At 38.3% G+C, this 15,096-nt stretch carries 13 protein-coding genes; 2 read left to right on the top strand and 11 right to left on the bottom strand.

The genetic code is table 11. The annotated features are described in order from the left end of the window. The first annotated feature begins 102 nt into the window (after positions 1 to 102). Complete coding sequence (locus IGK86_RS10430) at positions 103 to 771, top strand: metal-dependent transcriptional regulator (protein ID WP_002358896.1); 669 nt, start codon at positions 103 to 105, stop codon at positions 769 to 771. Continuing rightward, complete coding sequence (zwf, locus tag IGK86_RS10435) at positions 771 to 2,294, top strand: glucose-6-phosphate dehydrogenase (protein ID WP_002366392.1); 1,524 nt, start codon at positions 771 to 773, stop codon at positions 2,292 to 2,294. The genes IGK86_RS10430 and zwf overlap by 1 nt, the downstream gene beginning before the upstream one ends. A 51-nt stretch (positions 2,295 to 2,345) precedes the next feature. Here the strand turns inward: zwf and ileS are convergent, their stop codons facing one another. From ileS to murD, 11 genes are all read right to left on the bottom strand, one after another. After that, positions 2,346 to 5,126, bottom strand: a complete 2,781-nt coding sequence (gene ileS, locus IGK86_RS10440; RefSeq protein WP_438742421.1) for an isoleucine--tRNA ligase — start codon at positions 5,124 to 5,126, stop codon at positions 2,346 to 2,348. A 310-nt stretch (positions 5,127 to 5,436) separates the two neighbouring features. Then, entirely contained in the window at positions 5,437 to 6,138 is a 702-nt protein-coding gene (gene divIVA, locus IGK86_RS10445) for a cell division protein DivIVA (RefSeq protein WP_002355904.1), read from the bottom strand. Between the two features lie 151 nt (positions 6,139 to 6,289). Next, positions 6,290 to 7,072, bottom strand: a complete 783-nt coding sequence (locus IGK86_RS10450; RefSeq protein ID WP_002355903.1) for an RNA-binding protein — start codon at positions 7,070 to 7,072, stop codon at positions 6,290 to 6,292. A 26-nt stretch (positions 7,073 to 7,098) separates the two neighbouring features. After that, complete coding sequence (locus IGK86_RS10455) at positions 7,099 to 7,356, bottom strand: YggT family protein (protein WP_002355902.1); 258 nt, start codon at positions 7,354 to 7,356, stop codon at positions 7,099 to 7,101. A 28-nt stretch (positions 7,357 to 7,384) separates the two neighbouring features. Next, a complete protein-coding gene (locus IGK86_RS10460) occupies positions 7,385 to 8,029 on the bottom strand; it encodes a cell division protein SepF (protein WP_002355901.1) in 645 nt (214 codons plus the stop codon). Between the two features lie 13 nt (positions 8,030 to 8,042). Continuing rightward, on the bottom strand, positions 8,043 to 8,720 hold the full coding sequence (locus tag IGK86_RS10465) for a YggS family pyridoxal phosphate-dependent enzyme (RefSeq protein WP_002358890.1): 678 nt from the start codon (positions 8,718 to 8,720) through the stop codon (positions 8,043 to 8,045). Positions 8,721 to 8,736: 16 nt separating this feature from the next. Beyond that, on the bottom strand, positions 8,737 to 9,969 hold the full coding sequence (gene ftsZ, locus IGK86_RS10470) for a cell division protein FtsZ (protein WP_002355899.1): 1,233 nt from the start codon (positions 9,967 to 9,969) through the stop codon (positions 8,737 to 8,739). 26 nt (positions 9,970 to 9,995) lie between these two features. After that, positions 9,996 to 11,318: a cell division protein FtsA gene (gene ftsA, locus IGK86_RS10475; RefSeq protein WP_002355898.1), complete on the bottom strand. Its 1,323-nt coding sequence runs from the start codon at positions 11,316 to 11,318 to the stop codon at positions 9,996 to 9,998. A 173-nt stretch (positions 11,319 to 11,491) separates the two neighbouring features. Continuing rightward, on the bottom strand, positions 11,492 to 12,616 hold the full coding sequence (locus IGK86_RS10480; protein WP_016617629.1) for a cell division protein FtsQ/DivIB: 1,125 nt from the start codon (positions 12,614 to 12,616) through the stop codon (positions 11,492 to 11,494). Positions 12,617 to 12,624: 8 nt separating this feature from the next. Continuing rightward, positions 12,625 to 13,716: an undecaprenyldiphospho-muramoylpentapeptide beta-N-acetylglucosaminyltransferase gene (gene murG, locus IGK86_RS10485; protein ID WP_002355896.1), complete on the bottom strand. Its 1,092-nt coding sequence runs from the start codon at positions 13,714 to 13,716 to the stop codon at positions 12,625 to 12,627. A gap of 4 nt (positions 13,717 to 13,720) precedes the next feature. Next, positions 13,721 to 15,091, bottom strand: coding sequence for a UDP-N-acetylmuramoyl-L-alanine--D-glutamate ligase (gene murD / locus IGK86_RS10490; protein ID WP_016617628.1), 1,371 nt, complete (start codon positions 15,089 to 15,091; stop codon positions 13,721 to 13,723). Positions 15,092 to 15,096: the final 5 nt, after the last annotated feature.

Consider the following 15,096-nt stretch of genomic DNA (forward strand, 5'->3'; position numbering starts at 1 on the left):
AGCATTCAGAAAGTTTTCTTACAACTTGAATATTATTAAATAGTCAAATGCGCCTTTTTCTGATAAACTTAGGATGATGTTTTTTTGAAAGGATGAGCCCCTATGACACCAAATCGCGAAGACTATTTAAAATTAATTTTTGAATTAGGTGGCGACGAAGTTAAAGTGAATAATAAACAAATTGTTTCTGGACTCGATGTTTCGGCAGCTTCGGTTAGTGAGATGATTTCAAAGTTAGTAAAAGAAGATTTGGTTGAGCATTCTCCTTATCAAGGGGTACAATTAACTGAAAAAGGCTTAAAAAAAGCGAGTACGTTAATTCGCAAACACCGAATCTGGGAAGTCTTTTTAGTAGAGCACTTAAATTACACTTGGAATGATGTGCACGAAGAGGCAGAAGTTTTAGAACATGTTACTTCACAGACGCTTGTGAACCGTTTAGCGGATTATTTAAATCATCCAGAATTTTGTCCACACGGTGGTGTTATTCCCGAAGATAATCAACCCATTCATGAGGAGAAACGACAAACGTTAACAGACTACCCTGTTGGCACAAAAATTCGGATTGCACGTGTCTTAGACGAAAAAGAATTACTGGATTATTTAGTTTCCATTGATTTAAATATTCAAGAAGAATATACGATTAAAGAAATTGCTGCATATGAAGGACCGATCACCATTTATAATGAAAACAAAGAATTATCCGTCAGCTTTAAAGCAGCAAACACAATTTTTGTTGAGCCGTTGATTAGAGAAAGTGAGGAAAACTAATGAATGAAAAAGTAGCATTATTTACTATTTTCGGGGGGACAGGTGATCTTGCCAAACGCAAATTGTATCCTTCCCTGTTCCGCTTATATAAAAAAGGATTATTAGCTGAGCGTTTTGCGGTGATTGGTACCGCACGTCGGGAATGGACAGACGAATACTATCGTGAAATCGTTCGTGAAACCATTCAAGACTTAAATCCTACGGCCGAAGAGGCAATTGAATTTTCTAGTCATTTCTATTACCAATCACATAATGTGAATGATACGGAACATTATAATACCTTAAAAGAATTATCTGATCGCCTAAATGAACAATACCACTTAGAAGGCAATCATGTTTACTATTTAGCTATGGCTCCTCAATTCTTTGGAACCATTGTTAATCACTTGAAATCACAACATATTATTTCGGAAGAAGGCTTTGATCGTCTAATTATCGAAAAGCCATTTGGTTCTGATTATGAATCTGCCTACGAATTAAATGAAGAAATTCGTGCTGCATTTCCTGAACAAGATATTTTCCGAATTGACCATTACTTAGGCAAAGAAATGATCCAAAATATTTCAGCCATTCGTTTTGCCAATAATATTTTTGAATCACAATGGAACAATCGTTACATTGATAATGTCCAAATCACCTTCGCTGAAAGCTTAGGTGTCGAGGATCGTGGCGGCTATTACGACCACAGTGGCGCACTAAAAGATATGGTTCAAAATCATATTTTACAAGTCGTTGCATTGCTTTCGATGGAGCCTCCTGTTGCCTTTTCTGAAAAAGAAATTCGGACTGAAAAAGTAAAAGCTTTACGTGCCATCCGCCTTTATTCTGAAGAAGAAGCCCTTCAAAATTTCGTGCGTGGCCAATACGGCGAAGGTCAGCTAGCTGATCAAACATTTGCAGCCTATCGTGATGAACCGAATGTGGCAGAAACTTCATCCACTGAAACTTTTGTTGCTGGTAAATTTTTAATTGATAATTTCCGTTGGTCTGGCGTCCCTTTCTATGTTCGCACAGGTAAACGATTAACTGAAAAAGGCACACGCATTAACATCGTCTTTAAACAAGTACCTATTAATGTCTTCAAAGATGATACGTGTGAAGAATGCGATAAAACCGATTTACCACCGAATGTTTTAACTATCTATATCCAACCAACTGAAGGATTTTCATTAACCTTAAATGGAAAAGAAATCGGTCAAGGGTTCAATACAACTCCAGTGAAACTTGATTTCCGTCAAAGTGCTGAAATGACTGAAAATAGTCCAGAAGCATACGAAAAACTTCTATTAGACTGCCTAAATGGCGATAGTACAAACTTCTCTCATTGGGACGAAGTTGCCCAATCTTGGCGCATTGTTGACATTATTCGACATGCTTGGGATAAAACAGACGTTTCTTTCCCTAATTATGCCGCTGGCACAATGGGCCCGCAAGCTGCCTTCGACTTATTAGAAAAAGATGGCTTTACTTGGGAATGGCAACCAGATAACTGGTACCGTGACCGCGGTCAACTTGATCAATAAATAAGCCAAAAAAGATCCGCTAGTTAACGACTAGCGGATCTTTTTTCTTGTTTATTCGAATCCTTCAGCAACCGCTTCTGGATAATTTTCTTCAACAATGTGTGCACAACGGCCACAAAGTGTTGGTAATTTTTCATCTGAGCCGACATCTTGACGAACGGAACGACAACGGTCACACGTTTCGCCTTCTGCTTTTTCAACTAAAATAGCCATGTCTTCAAATTGAACAGCTTCACTAGGTGCTACTTCTTTTGATACTTCAAAGTCGGAAACAATTAGTAATTGAGCAATATCTGCATCAACAGCTGTCATTAATTGACGAATTTGTTCATTTGGATAAACGGTCACTTTAGCTTCTAACGATTTACCGATTAATTTAGAATGACGAGCTTCTTCCAACGCTTTTAAGACATTGTCCCGGAAATCCATAAAGGCTGCCCATGTATCCATCAATTCTTCTTCATTAGTAAACGTTTCGTAACCTGGGAATTCAGCTAATTGCACATACTCTTCTTCTTCTTGTAAGAAACTCCAAATTTCTTCCGCTGTATGTGGAATAATTGGTGTCAATAATTTTGTTAATGAAACCAATGTTTGATAGAAAACAGTCTGCATACAACGACGTTGATAATCGTTTTCAGCTTCAATATAAACGACATCTTTCGCAAAGTCTAAATAGAAAGAAGATAAATCTACAGTTAAGAAGTTCATAACTGTCCGATAAATATACATGAAATTATATTTTTCATAACCATTTTCACGGATTTCTTGAATGACTTGATTTAAACGAACCGTCATGTATTTATCTACAGAACGTAAATCAGCATAAGCTACAGTATGCTCAGCTGGATTAAAATCACTCGTATTCGCTAACAAGAAACGCATAGTATTACGGATTTTCCGGTACACTTCAGATACTTGGTTTAAGATATCCATTGAGACACGCACATCGGCTTCCGCGTCAACACTACTTACCCACAAGCGTAAGATATCTGCCCCCATTTGATTGATAACTTTTTCAGGTAAGATAGTATTGCCTAACGATTTACTCATCTTACGGCCTTCGCCATCGAGAACCATCCCTTGAGAAATGATTGATTTATAAGGCGCTACCCCATTGATAGCAACACTTGTTGTAATACTTGAGTTAAACCAACCACGATATTGGTCAGAACCTTCTAAATACATATCTGCTGGGAAAGTTAACTCTTCTCTTTCTCGTAAAACTCCTTCATGTGAAGAACCTGAGTCAAACCAAACGTCCATGATATCTGTTTCTTTGGTAAACTCGCCATTTGGTGAACCTGGATGTGTAAAGCCTGCTGGTAGTAACTCTTTTGCTTCACGCATAAACCAGATATTTGATCCATGTTCTGCAAATAAATTCGCTACATGTTCAATTGTTTCTGGCGTAATGATGGCTTCCCCGTTTTCAGCATAGAAAATCGGTAATGGTACACCCCACGCTCTTTGACGAGAGATTACCCAATCACCACGGTCACGAATCATATTATACAAACGTGTTTTTCCCCAAGGAATTAGCCAGTCAACTTTCTCAACTTCATCTAAAATATCTTGACGGAATTTAGAGATTGAAGCAAACCATTGTGGCGTTGCACGGTAGATAACTGGTTTTTTGGTACGCCAGTCATGTGGATAACTATGCGTAAAGAAATCTAATTTTAATAATGCGCCTTTTTCTTCTAATAACTCAGTAATCATTGGATTCGCTTTGTCATAGAAAATTCCTTCAAAACCAGGTGCTTCATCTGTAAAGACCCCACGGCTGTCAACAGGAGAAATAACAGGTAAATCATATTTACGGCTAACGATATAGTCATCTTCACCATGTCCTGGTGCGGTATGAACTAAGCCAGTCCCGGCATCTAGCGTCACGTGGTCGCCTAGCATAACAAGTGATGTTCGATCATAGAATGGATGTTGAGCTGTCATACGATCTAATTTTTCACCAGAAAATTCTCGCAAGACTTCTACTTCTTCCCAACCAATCGCTTCTTTAACTGTTGCTAATAAATCTTTAGCAATTACAAATTTACGACCGTCTGCCTTCACTTCAACATACGTAAAATCAGGATTAACTGAAATACCTAAGTTGGCTGGTAATGTCCAAGGGGTTGTCGTCCAGATGACGAAGGCTGTCTCGTTATCTAAAAGACCTTTACCATCGACCACATTAAAAGCTACGTAAATAGAAGGTGATTTTACATCTTTGTATTCAATTTCTGCTTCTGCTAAAGAAGATTCACTTGAAGGAGACCAATAAATTGGTTTTAAGCCTTTATAAATATAGCCTTTTTCTGCCATCTTACCAAAAACACGAATTTCTGCTGCTTCATACTCTGGATCTAACGTAATGTATGGATGTTCCCAATCGCCTGACACACCTAAACGTTTAAAATCGTTACGTTGTTTATCGACTTGTGATAAGGCATACTCTTTACATTTTTCGCGATACTCAGCGACAGTCATTTCTTTACGTTTAACCCCTTTATTGGTTAACACTTGCTCAATTGGTAAACCATGGGTATCCCAACCAGGCACATAAGGAGAACGGAAACCAGACATTGATTTTGAACGAATAATAATATCTTTACTTATTTTATTCAAAGAATGTCCTAAATGAATATTTCCGTTTGCATACGGAGGGCCATCATGTAAAACAAAGGTTGGTTTTCCTTCGTTTAATTTTTGACGTTGTTCATATAAGCCTTTTTCTTCCCAGTCTTTTTGCCATTCTGCTTCACGGTTTGGCAAGTTCCCACGCATTGGAAAAGCTGTTTTTCCTAATTGCAATGTTTCTTTCATTTTCATATGCATTTGCCTCGCTTTCATTTTATCGATTTAATTGTGTTAGTTCATACTAAAGATGAACGATAGCTGATAAAAGTAGATAAAAAAAGAGTACTCCATCCCAAGGGACGAAGTACTCGTGTTACCACCCAAATTCAAAGTAGAGTTGCCCCTACTTTCTCTGAAATTGATAACGGTAATTATCCGGCAGTTCCTACTCAAGTGTTCAGAACTGCATCTAGGATAGAGGATCTGTTTAATGCCAGTGTCTGTCAAACTTTCACTATCATTGACTCGCTGCTAAGAATAAACATTAAACGTTCTGTTCTATCTATTTTGATTCTTCTTCAATTGTTTCTTCAGTGACTTCAATTACAGGCTTTTTTTCTACTACAGCATCTGTGTTCTCTTCAGAGTTTACAACAGTTTCATTTTCGTTGTCAAGGTCTTGTTCATCAAGAATTTCCTTAACTGCTGTATGTTTGTCTCCGACATAACTAGAAAAAGGCTTTAAAATCTCTTCCCACTCTTCACTCTTCACTTGCTCTAATTGAGTTTCAAGCATTAAGCTTAAGCGTTGATGGAAGACACGTGTTTTCTTCTTCAAGTCTTCTGTTTCCCCAGCTAATTGACGGGCACGTTCAATTGCTTCTGCTAAGATTTGTGTTGATTTCGCTTCAGCATCTGCAATCATTGCATTTGATTTACGTTCAGCTTCTACCAAGGTTTCTTTGGCTTGGTTATCTGCCGAAGTGATAATCATTTCTGATTCTTTATTGGCACTTGATTTCACTTTATCAGCGGTATCTTGTGCAACAATAATTGATTGGTTCAATGCATCTTTCAATTCATTGAAGTATTGTAATTTTTCTTCTGCGTGTTTTAATGATTTCTCAAGTTCACGATTTTTTTGTAATGCATCTTCATAATCACGTGTGACTTGATCTAAAAAGTCATCTACATCGTCTTGGTTATAGCCTCTCATTTTTGTTGAGAAGTCTTTGTTTTGAATATCTAATGGAGTTAATGCCATATTCCTTCACCTCTTTGGATTATTTTTGTAAAACCCCTTATGAACACATTCTCATACTAATCCTGAAATAGCAAATATCTTACTTTTTTTATTATACACAACTTCGTCTGAATGAACAGCCAAAATGGTTTTCTTAAACAAAAGTTCGAGATTATTTTCTCAATACCCCTAAGAGGACACGAAATTTTTCTTTCTTTGTTTTTCCTTCTAATTCTTGAATCTGAAGGCGCCCAAATCCTCGTATCGAAACAATATCTAATAAGTCTAAAGCAAAATCTGGTCGTGTCGTTTCTGTCCAATTGACTTTTACTTTACCAGATTCGATCAATTGTTTTGATCGTTGCCTTGAAATATTAAATACGGCGGAAATCACACTATCCAGCCGCAAAGAGCTCATAGTCGTTCGCTCTTCTTGCCAACCATCCTTCGGTATCAAAATTTGTGTATAATCCCGTTCTTCTAAGCGAACAGTAATTTTACCAATTTTGTCGACTTGGTTAACAACGAAGCCAGCTACTTCTTGTGCTATAAAAACCTGCCACTTATCACCATCGGAAATAATATCTCCAAAGGCTTCCCTACGAACCCCAACATTCATCAAGGTGCCTAAAATTTTCCCATGAGATAATGTCGCAAATTTAGATGGATAAATAATTTCAAATAATACAACACCAAAATCTGTCTCTTCTGGTATGTAATACGCTGGATAAATCAAGCAGCGTTTTCGTTCTGCTTGCTCATAACCACCATAAAAAGTAAACGATAAATCACTGTTTTGTCGAATCAACGTTTCCAAAATATACGCCTGTCTAGGATCAAGAAAGTCTGTCAAATAAGGCGCGTATTGCATCTCCACTTGCTCTAGCCAATCCCCGACAGTGTCAATAAAAGGATGTTCATCTTTGCGGAAATGTTGATACACATTTGCGTTCATAGATAAATCATCCTTTCTAAAAGTTATTAATAAACAATAGCTCGTAAAATGACTGCTAAGCCACCCGCTGCTAGGTTAAGGACAATAATCCCTACCATTACGTTAAATCCAACCATTCCAATCCTTAAATTCAAACGGTCAAACAAACTTAAGTATGGTTCACAAATTCTAGAGAGCAAACGCCCGAAAGCAGAATCATATGCTCCTGGAAACCATGAAAGTAGCGCGTAAATCACTAGTAATCCTGAATAGATTTGAACGCCTTTGTATAATAGAGTAATCAGTGTTGCGATAATAACACCTCCCTAAGGCTTAGAAATCAAAGAATTGTTTGTTGGCTAAAGATTGTGCTGTCGCACTATCAATTTCCATATTCGCTGGTGTGCATAAGAAGATTTCATTGCCAACGCGCTGAATATCTCCGTCTAAAGCATACACAGTACCAGTTAAGAAATCAACGATGCGTCGTGCTTGGTCTTCTTCTACTAATGTAAAATTAACTAGCACAGCTTCTTCAGCAAATAAATGTTTCGCAATGCTCATTGCTTCTGAATACACACGTGGTTCAATAATAGTAATTTTATGTGTTTTTGCATTGGCGGTGCTTTCTTGTGCTCGTCTTGTGTTCGTAGTCGCTGATTGATTAGAACTACGCATAGAAACCACTTTTTTCTCTGTGTAAGCAGCTTGTTGTGTGTCTCTTTCTTGATGCGCTTCAGCAGAACGATAGCGTGCAGAAGGTTTTTCAACTACAGGCTCACTTTGTTGTGTATAAGCTGGCTGACTGTAACTTTCCTGTTGTTGAACAGGGCGTTGTGGTTTAGGCCGAGCTGCACGACGCGGTGGTTCATTAACTGCTTTGCGCTCTTCATATTCTTCGTAGTTATCATAATAATCATCTTCTTCGCCAGATAAGCCAAAAAAGCTCGATAACGCATCCTTGTTAAAAATTGACATAAATTCCTCTCCTTTACGCATCTCTGAATAACGCTGTTCCGATTCGTATAAAAGTTGCACCTTCTTCAACTGCGATTGGGAAATCGTTACTCATTCCCATGCTAAGTTCTGTACAAGGAGCAAAAGATAAATGTTTCTCATTTACGGTCATTTGCAGCTCTTTTAATTCTCTAAATGTTGCATGTAATACTTCTTCACTTGCCCCAAAAGGTGCCATAGTCATTAGACCGACGATTTGAATTTTGTCCAAATCAGCAAGTTCTTGAATGAAAGGTAAGACGTCTTCTTTACGAAAGCCGTGCTTGCTTTCTTCCCCAGTTATATTCACTTCAACAAAACAACGAATAACTTTCGTTGCTCTTTTTTGAATTTCTTTGGCTAGACTCAGACTATCTAATGCATGAAAATAATCTATCTCATTAATAATTAATTTTACCTTCCTACGTTGTAAATTACCAATTAAATGCCACTGAATATCATTAAATTTTTCCAATCCAGCTTTCTTTTCTAGTAACTTATCTACTCGGTTTTCAGCTAAATTCTGGACACCAAGCTGAACAAGCTCTGCTGCTTCCTCAATTCCTACTGATTTAGTGACGCCAATCATTGTCACATCAGCAACAGAGCGCTGTGAGCTTTTGCATGCTAGCTGAAGTTGATTATTAATATTTGTTAAGTTTTCAGCTATCATTTCTAATCGATGCTCCTTATCGTTTTCTGCGGAAAAATGGTGGCGTACTTAATTCGTCATCATTGTGATTTGGTTCTTCACGGTGGAATGTGTCAAATTCTTTTTTGTCTACTTGTTCTAATGAAGATTCATCAACTTTTGGACGTGTATTTTGTTCTCTGCGAATATCCCAATCGCCAAAAGCACTTGCTTCTTCTTGTGATTTTGGTTGATCCATTTCCACAGATTGAGTTGTTTGTTGCATTGGTTGAACCGCTTGTCTTGTTTGACGGTGCGGTTTTCTATCCTTTTTTGATTCATCAATACCTGTAGCGATTACTGTTACACGAATTTCGTCGCCTAAATCTTCATTGATTGATGTACCTAGGATGATGTTCACATCACCTGAAGCAGCATTTGTAACGATATCTGAAGCATCTTGCGCTTCAAACAAGGTCATATCTAAGCCACCAGTAATGTTTAATAAGACTTGTTCCGCACCATCGATTGATGTTTCTAACAATGGTGAAGAAATAGCTTTTTTCGTTGCTTCAATTACGCGTTCTTCGCCGCTCGCTACACCAATCCCCATTAAAGCTGTTCCTTGGTTTTCCATCACTGTTTTCACGTCAGCAAAGTCCAAGTTTACGTAACCTGGTGCAGTGATTAAATCTGAAATCCCTTGAACACCTTGACGTAATACATTATCAGCTTCTCTAAATGCTTCAAGCATTGGCGTTTTCTTGTCAACGACTTCTAATAAGCGGTTGTTTGAGATAATTAATAGTGTATCAACGTTTTCTTTTAATAAGGCAATTCCTTCAGCGGCAAAACGACCACGTTTTGGACCTTCAAAACTAAATGGACGAGTTACTACACCAACTGTTAAAGCGCCTAATTCTTTAGCGATTTTTGCAACTACTGGGGCAGCACCTGTACCAGTTCCGCCACCCATACCAGCAGTAATGAAAATCATATCCGCGCCTTGTAATGATTCTGAAATCACTTGTTCACTTTCTTCTGCAGCTTTTTGGCCAACTTCAGGTTGTGAACCAGCACCTAAACCACGAGTGTATTTAGGGCCTAATTGAATCACTGTTTCTGCTTTTGAATGTTTTAATGCTTGAACGTCTGTATTGGCTGTGATAAATTCCACGCCTTTAACGTTTTCTTCGATCATACGGTTTACAGCGTTTCCGCCGCCGCCACCTACACCGATAACTTTAATGACTGCACCGTTGTTAATGTTATTGTCTAATGAAAATTCCATGATATCGTATCCTCCTGTTTATGTGATTAGTCGAAAATGTTCGAGAAGAAGTCTTTGATTTTGCCTGTCACTTTTTCACCAGACTCACGTTCGTTGAATTCTTCGTATTCTTCTTGAGGCTGTTCAGCATATGTGTCATAGCGAACTTCTTGTTGGACAGCGACTGATTGTGCTGGTTTCGATTTTTCACCAGGGATTGCATATTTGGCAATGTGATAAATATCGTTTAGTTGCGCTGAATATTCCACAATGCTAATGACATTAGCAAAGACTGGGTTACGTAAGCCCATGTGATTTGGTACGTATAGTTTTACGTTGGCTTCAAAAATCTCTTGCGCCAAATCGACAATACCTGGCATACTAGCGGCGCCACCAGTTAATACAACGCCTCCAGGTAATTCAAACGCATCAATTTCATCCAGAACTTCTTTTGATTTTCTCAAAATTTGTTCCACACGCGCTTCAATAATTTCTGAAAGGTAACGTTCGTCCACTCTTACAGGCTCTGACTTACCGATAACATCAACAGGAAACTCTTCGTTTGCTGAAGTTCTTTCTGGATAAGCATCCCCATAATTAATTTTTAAGGCTTCGGCGTTGTTAAAAGAAGTATTCAATACGATTGAGATATCTTTCGTGATGAACTCGCCGCCTTCTTGGTTAACATGAGTAAATTTCAATTGTTTGTCGTGGATAACAGATGTCGTTGTTTGACCGCCACCCATATCAATGACAATTGTTCCAAAGTCTTTTTCGCCATCTGTTAAAATTGTTTCCGTTAAAGCAAGCGGTGTAATCACTAATTCGTTAATTCCTAAGCCAGCTTTTTCAACACATTTACGGATGTTATGGATGATTGTTTTTGGTCCAGTATAGACAACGCCAAACATCTCCATGCGAACGCCAAGCATTCCACGTGGGTCTTTGATGCCTTCAAAGCCGTCGACGGTAAAGTCTTGCGGTAAGATTGCAACAATTTGACGTTCAGGAGGAGTTGAACGAACCAAAGCTGCAGATGCGACGTTGCGCACATCCTCATCTGTAATTTCTTTTGATTCACTGCTAACAGCTATCATTCCTTGACAGCTTTCTACTTCTAATAAATTCGCTGGTAATCCAACATTTACGCTTTTAATTTGAATGCCGGCTTTTTCTTCGGCTTGTCGAACGGCCCGTTGGATTGCTTGAACTGTTTGATCAATATCGACGACAATCCCTCGATTCAAACCGTCTGATTTTGCATTTCCAACGCCGATGATGTTCATTTGACCTTCAATATATTCAGCGACAACTACTTTGACAGAAGTTGTACCAATATCGAGGCCTACATACATTCCTGTTTTTGCCATGAACGGAATTCCTCCTCCTATTAATTCCAATATCTAAGCGGACAAAGGCGTCCGTTTAACTATCTCTTTTTTAGTATTATTCACTTCTTCCAATTTTACCATAAAAATGGGGGTTTTAGAAAGCAGATTATACGAATTTGTTCGTTAATTTTTGAAACATTTTTGTAAAAAACTTATTCTGCTTGTTGCACTTCTTGATTTTCTCCATTTGTCGGCGTACCGTTATTCGCTTCATCCGTTGCTACGCCTGCATTTGGGTCCGCAACTTCTTGATTTCCAACCGCTGAATCTTCGGAAACTTCACTACCCGTTTCTTCACTTTCTTTTTCATACGGATAAGAAAAAATGCCGACTTCCATATCAACGATTCCAGGTTTGTCCATTTGCTCGGCTACTTGTGAATAATAAGCCATTTTTTCACTTAAATCAGAAATATTAACAATCACTCGATTTCCATCATTCATATAGACATTAATCAAGTCTTTATTGGTTTTGGATGGTGCATATTTAATTTCTGAAATTCCTTGTTTAATTTCTTGAGGTAATTTGTTGTAAGAGGCCATTAATTCAGGGATTAATTTATCCTCTTTGAAATTCTCAAAAATTGGTTTGCCACTTTCAGCAGCTTTGGTGGTTTCCGCCAAAGTTTTACCATTCTCTAAAATCGGATGATAGCCGCCTTTAGTCGCAGCAAGAGCGACAATTTGATACTCTTGAATATCAATTTTAAATGAATTAATACCATTTAACTTAATGTTCGCCTTTTTTATAATTGGAAACTTTTTCTGAATATTTGCAGAAAAATAATTTCTATTTGAATACTGCTCCCATAAGCCACTGCCCGTTTCAAGTTTTGACTGCTGAATAATCGCTTGACTCTCCACACTTTTGTTGCCTGAAACTGTTACTTCACTCAATCGACTAAGAGGCGAAACAAAATACAATGCCACTAAAATGGCTGTCCCTAAACAAGTTAAAATAAAGGCTAAACGCCTATATAAGCGCTTGTTCCGTGTTTTCTTAACGTTCGGTAAACGATCTGCAAAATGCTCCTCTTCTTCCACTGTTTCTTGTGGAAGATGTTGTTGAGGCTCTTCTTGACTTTGTTCTTGTAAAGTGATGGTGACTTCTGCTTGTTCGTTTTCACCTTTTGAAGCAGCTTCTTCCGCTTGCTTCTTCAAATATTCTTGGTTTTGTTTTTGCCAAGGTGTCAGTTCAGGTTGAGACTCTTCCGATTTTTTTGGAGGTAATGGTTTTCTTTTTTTGAATATATCGTTCTCGTTACTAATCTTCCACACCTCCTATCTCAGACTAACGTTTTCACAACTTGATACAAACGATCACTTGCATCTGGGATGCCTTCCCCTTTGGACGCCGTTGCCATCTGTTGTCTTTTTTCATTGTTTAATAAAATATCATCAATTGCCGCAACTAAACGAGCGCCGGTCAATTCTGCATCTGGAATCATTTCAACAGCACCAACTTTTACTAAGCTTTGCGCGTTTTTCGTTTGATGATCATTCGTGACGTAAGGACTCGGAATTAAAATTGCTGGTAATCCTAATGCGGTGAACTCCGCAATTGAGGTTGCTCCTGCACGTCCCACCATTAAATCGGTATTAGCCATCACTTCAACCATTTTATCAATATACGGTTGCACACTTATGTTTGTCAATTTCTTTTCAGAAAGCTTTAGACTTTCTTGAAGTTCCTGATAATATCTTTCTCCTGAAGCGTATAAAACTTGATACTCTCTCTCTTCAAACAAAGGAAAGGCCTGTTCAAACGCTTGATTGATTTTCAAGGCGCCACGACTTCCGCCAAATAAAACCACCGTTTTCTTTGCTGGATCCAAGCCAAACTCTGATAAAATAGCTGACTTTTCCACCGTTACGACTTCTTGTCCCCGCGGGTTCCCTGTTAAAATTGTTTTTTCTTTCGGGAAAAAACTAGCGACATCTGGAAAACAAATCGCAATTTTATCCACATAACGACTTAAAAATTTATTTGTCATTCCAGGGATACTATTTTGTTCATGAATAATTGTCGGTATTTTTAATTGGTGGGCCGCATAAACTACTGCACCAGAAACATAACCGCCTGTACCAATGACCACATCTGGTTGAAATTCACGAATAATTTTTTTTGCTTTATTAATGCTTGTTAAAAATAAATAAATTGTTTTAAAATTTTGAGGACTCAGCGAACGCTTAAATCCTTGAATTTTAATCGTTTTAAATGGAATTTTCGCCTTTGGCACAATTTGACTTTCTAGACCATTTTCTGTTCCCACATACAAGAATTCTGTTGCAGGTGCTTCTTTTTTGACGTGTTCGACGAAGGATAACGCAGGATAGATATGCCCACCTGTGCCACCACCAGTTACTAGTATCTTCATTTTCTCACATTTCACTTTCTTTTAATTGTTGAACAGCTTGCATAAAGGCTTCCCCGCGTACTTCAAAATTCGGGTATTGGTCCCAACTTGCGCAAGCAGGTGATAGTAAAATAGTATCATCTTTTTCCGAATAATCAAAGGCAATGGTAACCGCCGTTTGAACATTTTCAGCAAATAAAATTGTTTCAATGTTCGCTTTTTTAGCAGCTTCCGCCAATTTTTCTTTGGTTTCTCCAAATAAAACAATTGCTTTGAGTCCCAGCAGAGCAGGAACCAATTCATCAAATGAGTTACCGCGATCCAAGCCACCCGCAAGTAAAAGTAGCTTTTGGTTGTCAAACCCACTTAACGCCATCTCTGTAGCTAAAATATTGGTTGCTTTTGAATCGTTATAAAAACGTCTTTGCTGAACTTCGCCAACAAATTGCGTTCGATGGGGAACGCCCGAAAAGTTTGTCAAAGTTTGTCTAATCTGAACATTCGATACATTTTTTAATTTAGCTACACAAATCGCTGCGAGTGCATTTTCAATATTGTGACTGCCAGGAATCCCTAGCTCATCGGCGGGCATAATATATTCTTCATTAAAATATAATTTCCCATCTAAAAGATAAGCCCCTTCTACTGCTTCTTTCGTTGAAAAAGGCAATACGTTGGCAGCTGTGGTTTTGGCTAACGTTTGAAGCTCTACTTGATTCCAATTTAAAATCAAGGTGTCATCTGCGGTCATGTTTTTTTGAATGGCCCATTTTGCAGCAACATATTCTTTCCGCGAACCATGATAATCCAAGTGTGCTTCAAAAATATTTGTAATTACTGCAATTTGTGGGTGAAACGTCTCAATTCCCATTAACTGAAAACTAGAAAGTTCCATCACAAGATCATCCTTGGCCGTTGCTTCTTGAGCCACCGTACTCGCTGGAAAACCAATATTTCCCGCCAAACGCGCCTCACCAGCCGTTCTGTCAGCGTTTAGCAGTAAACCAATCATCGTGGTCGTGGTTGTTTTACCATTGGTGCCCGTAATGCCGACAATTGGACATTCGGCAATTTGACCTGCTAATTCCACCTCAGTTATGATAGGAATTTTCCGAGTTAGTGCTTCTGCCACAAGTGGATTTGTATAAGGAATACCAGGATTTTTAACGATTAGTTCAAATTCTTCATCCAACAATTCAATTGGATGCCCCCCTGTAACAACACGAATACCCAAGGTTAATAAATCTTGGGCGTCAGGGTTTTGATCAAATTGTTTTGCGTCATTAACGGTAACGAGCGCACCTAACTCATGTAAGAGTTTCGCTGCGCTGACACCACTTTTAGCTAGTCCTAAAACCAACACTTTTTTGTTTTGATAGGTTGTTATTTTTTTCATTGTCA

Origin of the sequence: Enterococcus sp. DIV1206 (assembly GCF_051712485.1) — a bacterium.
In the GTDB taxonomy this organism is placed as follows: domain Bacteria; phylum Bacillota; class Bacilli; order Lactobacillales; family Enterococcaceae; genus Enterococcus; species Enterococcus faecalis.

What these genes read in the sequence shown, in the direction of transcription:
- IGK86_RS10430 (WP_002358896.1), top strand. Translation starts at nt 103, where the DNA reads ATGACACCAAATCGCGAAGACTATTTAAAATTAATTTTTGAATTAGGT.
- IGK86_RS10465 (WP_002358890.1), bottom strand. Translation starts at nt 8,720, where the DNA reads ATGATAGCTGAAAACTTAACAAATATTAATAATCAACTTCAGCTAGCA.
- IGK86_RS10450 (WP_002355903.1), bottom strand. Translation starts at nt 7,072, where the DNA reads ATGAACGCAAATGTGTATCAACATTTCCGCAAAGATGAACATCCTTTT.
- ftsA (WP_002355898.1), bottom strand. Translation starts at nt 11,318, where the DNA reads ATGGCAAAAACAGGAATGTATGTAGGCCTCGATATTGGTACAACTTCT.
- murG (WP_002355896.1), bottom strand. Translation starts at nt 13,716, where the DNA reads ATGAAGATACTAGTAACTGGTGGTGGCACAGGTGGGCATATCTATCCT.
- ftsZ (WP_002355899.1), bottom strand. Translation starts at nt 9,969, where the DNA reads ATGGAATTTTCATTAGACAATAACATTAACAACGGTGCAGTCATTAAA.
- murD (WP_016617628.1), bottom strand. Translation starts at nt 15,091, where the DNA reads ATGAAAAAAATAACAACCTATCAAAACAAAAAAGTGTTGGTTTTAGGA.
- divIVA (WP_002355904.1), bottom strand. Translation starts at nt 6,138, where the DNA reads ATGGCATTAACTCCATTAGATATTCAAAACAAAGACTTCTCAACAAAA.
- IGK86_RS10460 (WP_002355901.1), bottom strand. Translation starts at nt 8,029, where the DNA reads ATGTCAATTTTTAACAAGGATGCGTTATCGAGCTTTTTTGGCTTATCT.
- ileS (WP_438742421.1), bottom strand. Translation starts at nt 5,126, where the DNA reads ATGAAAATGAAAGAAACATTGCAATTAGGAAAAACAGCTTTTCCAATG.
- zwf (WP_002366392.1), top strand. Translation starts at nt 771, where the DNA reads ATGAATGAAAAAGTAGCATTATTTACTATTTTCGGGGGGACAGGTGAT.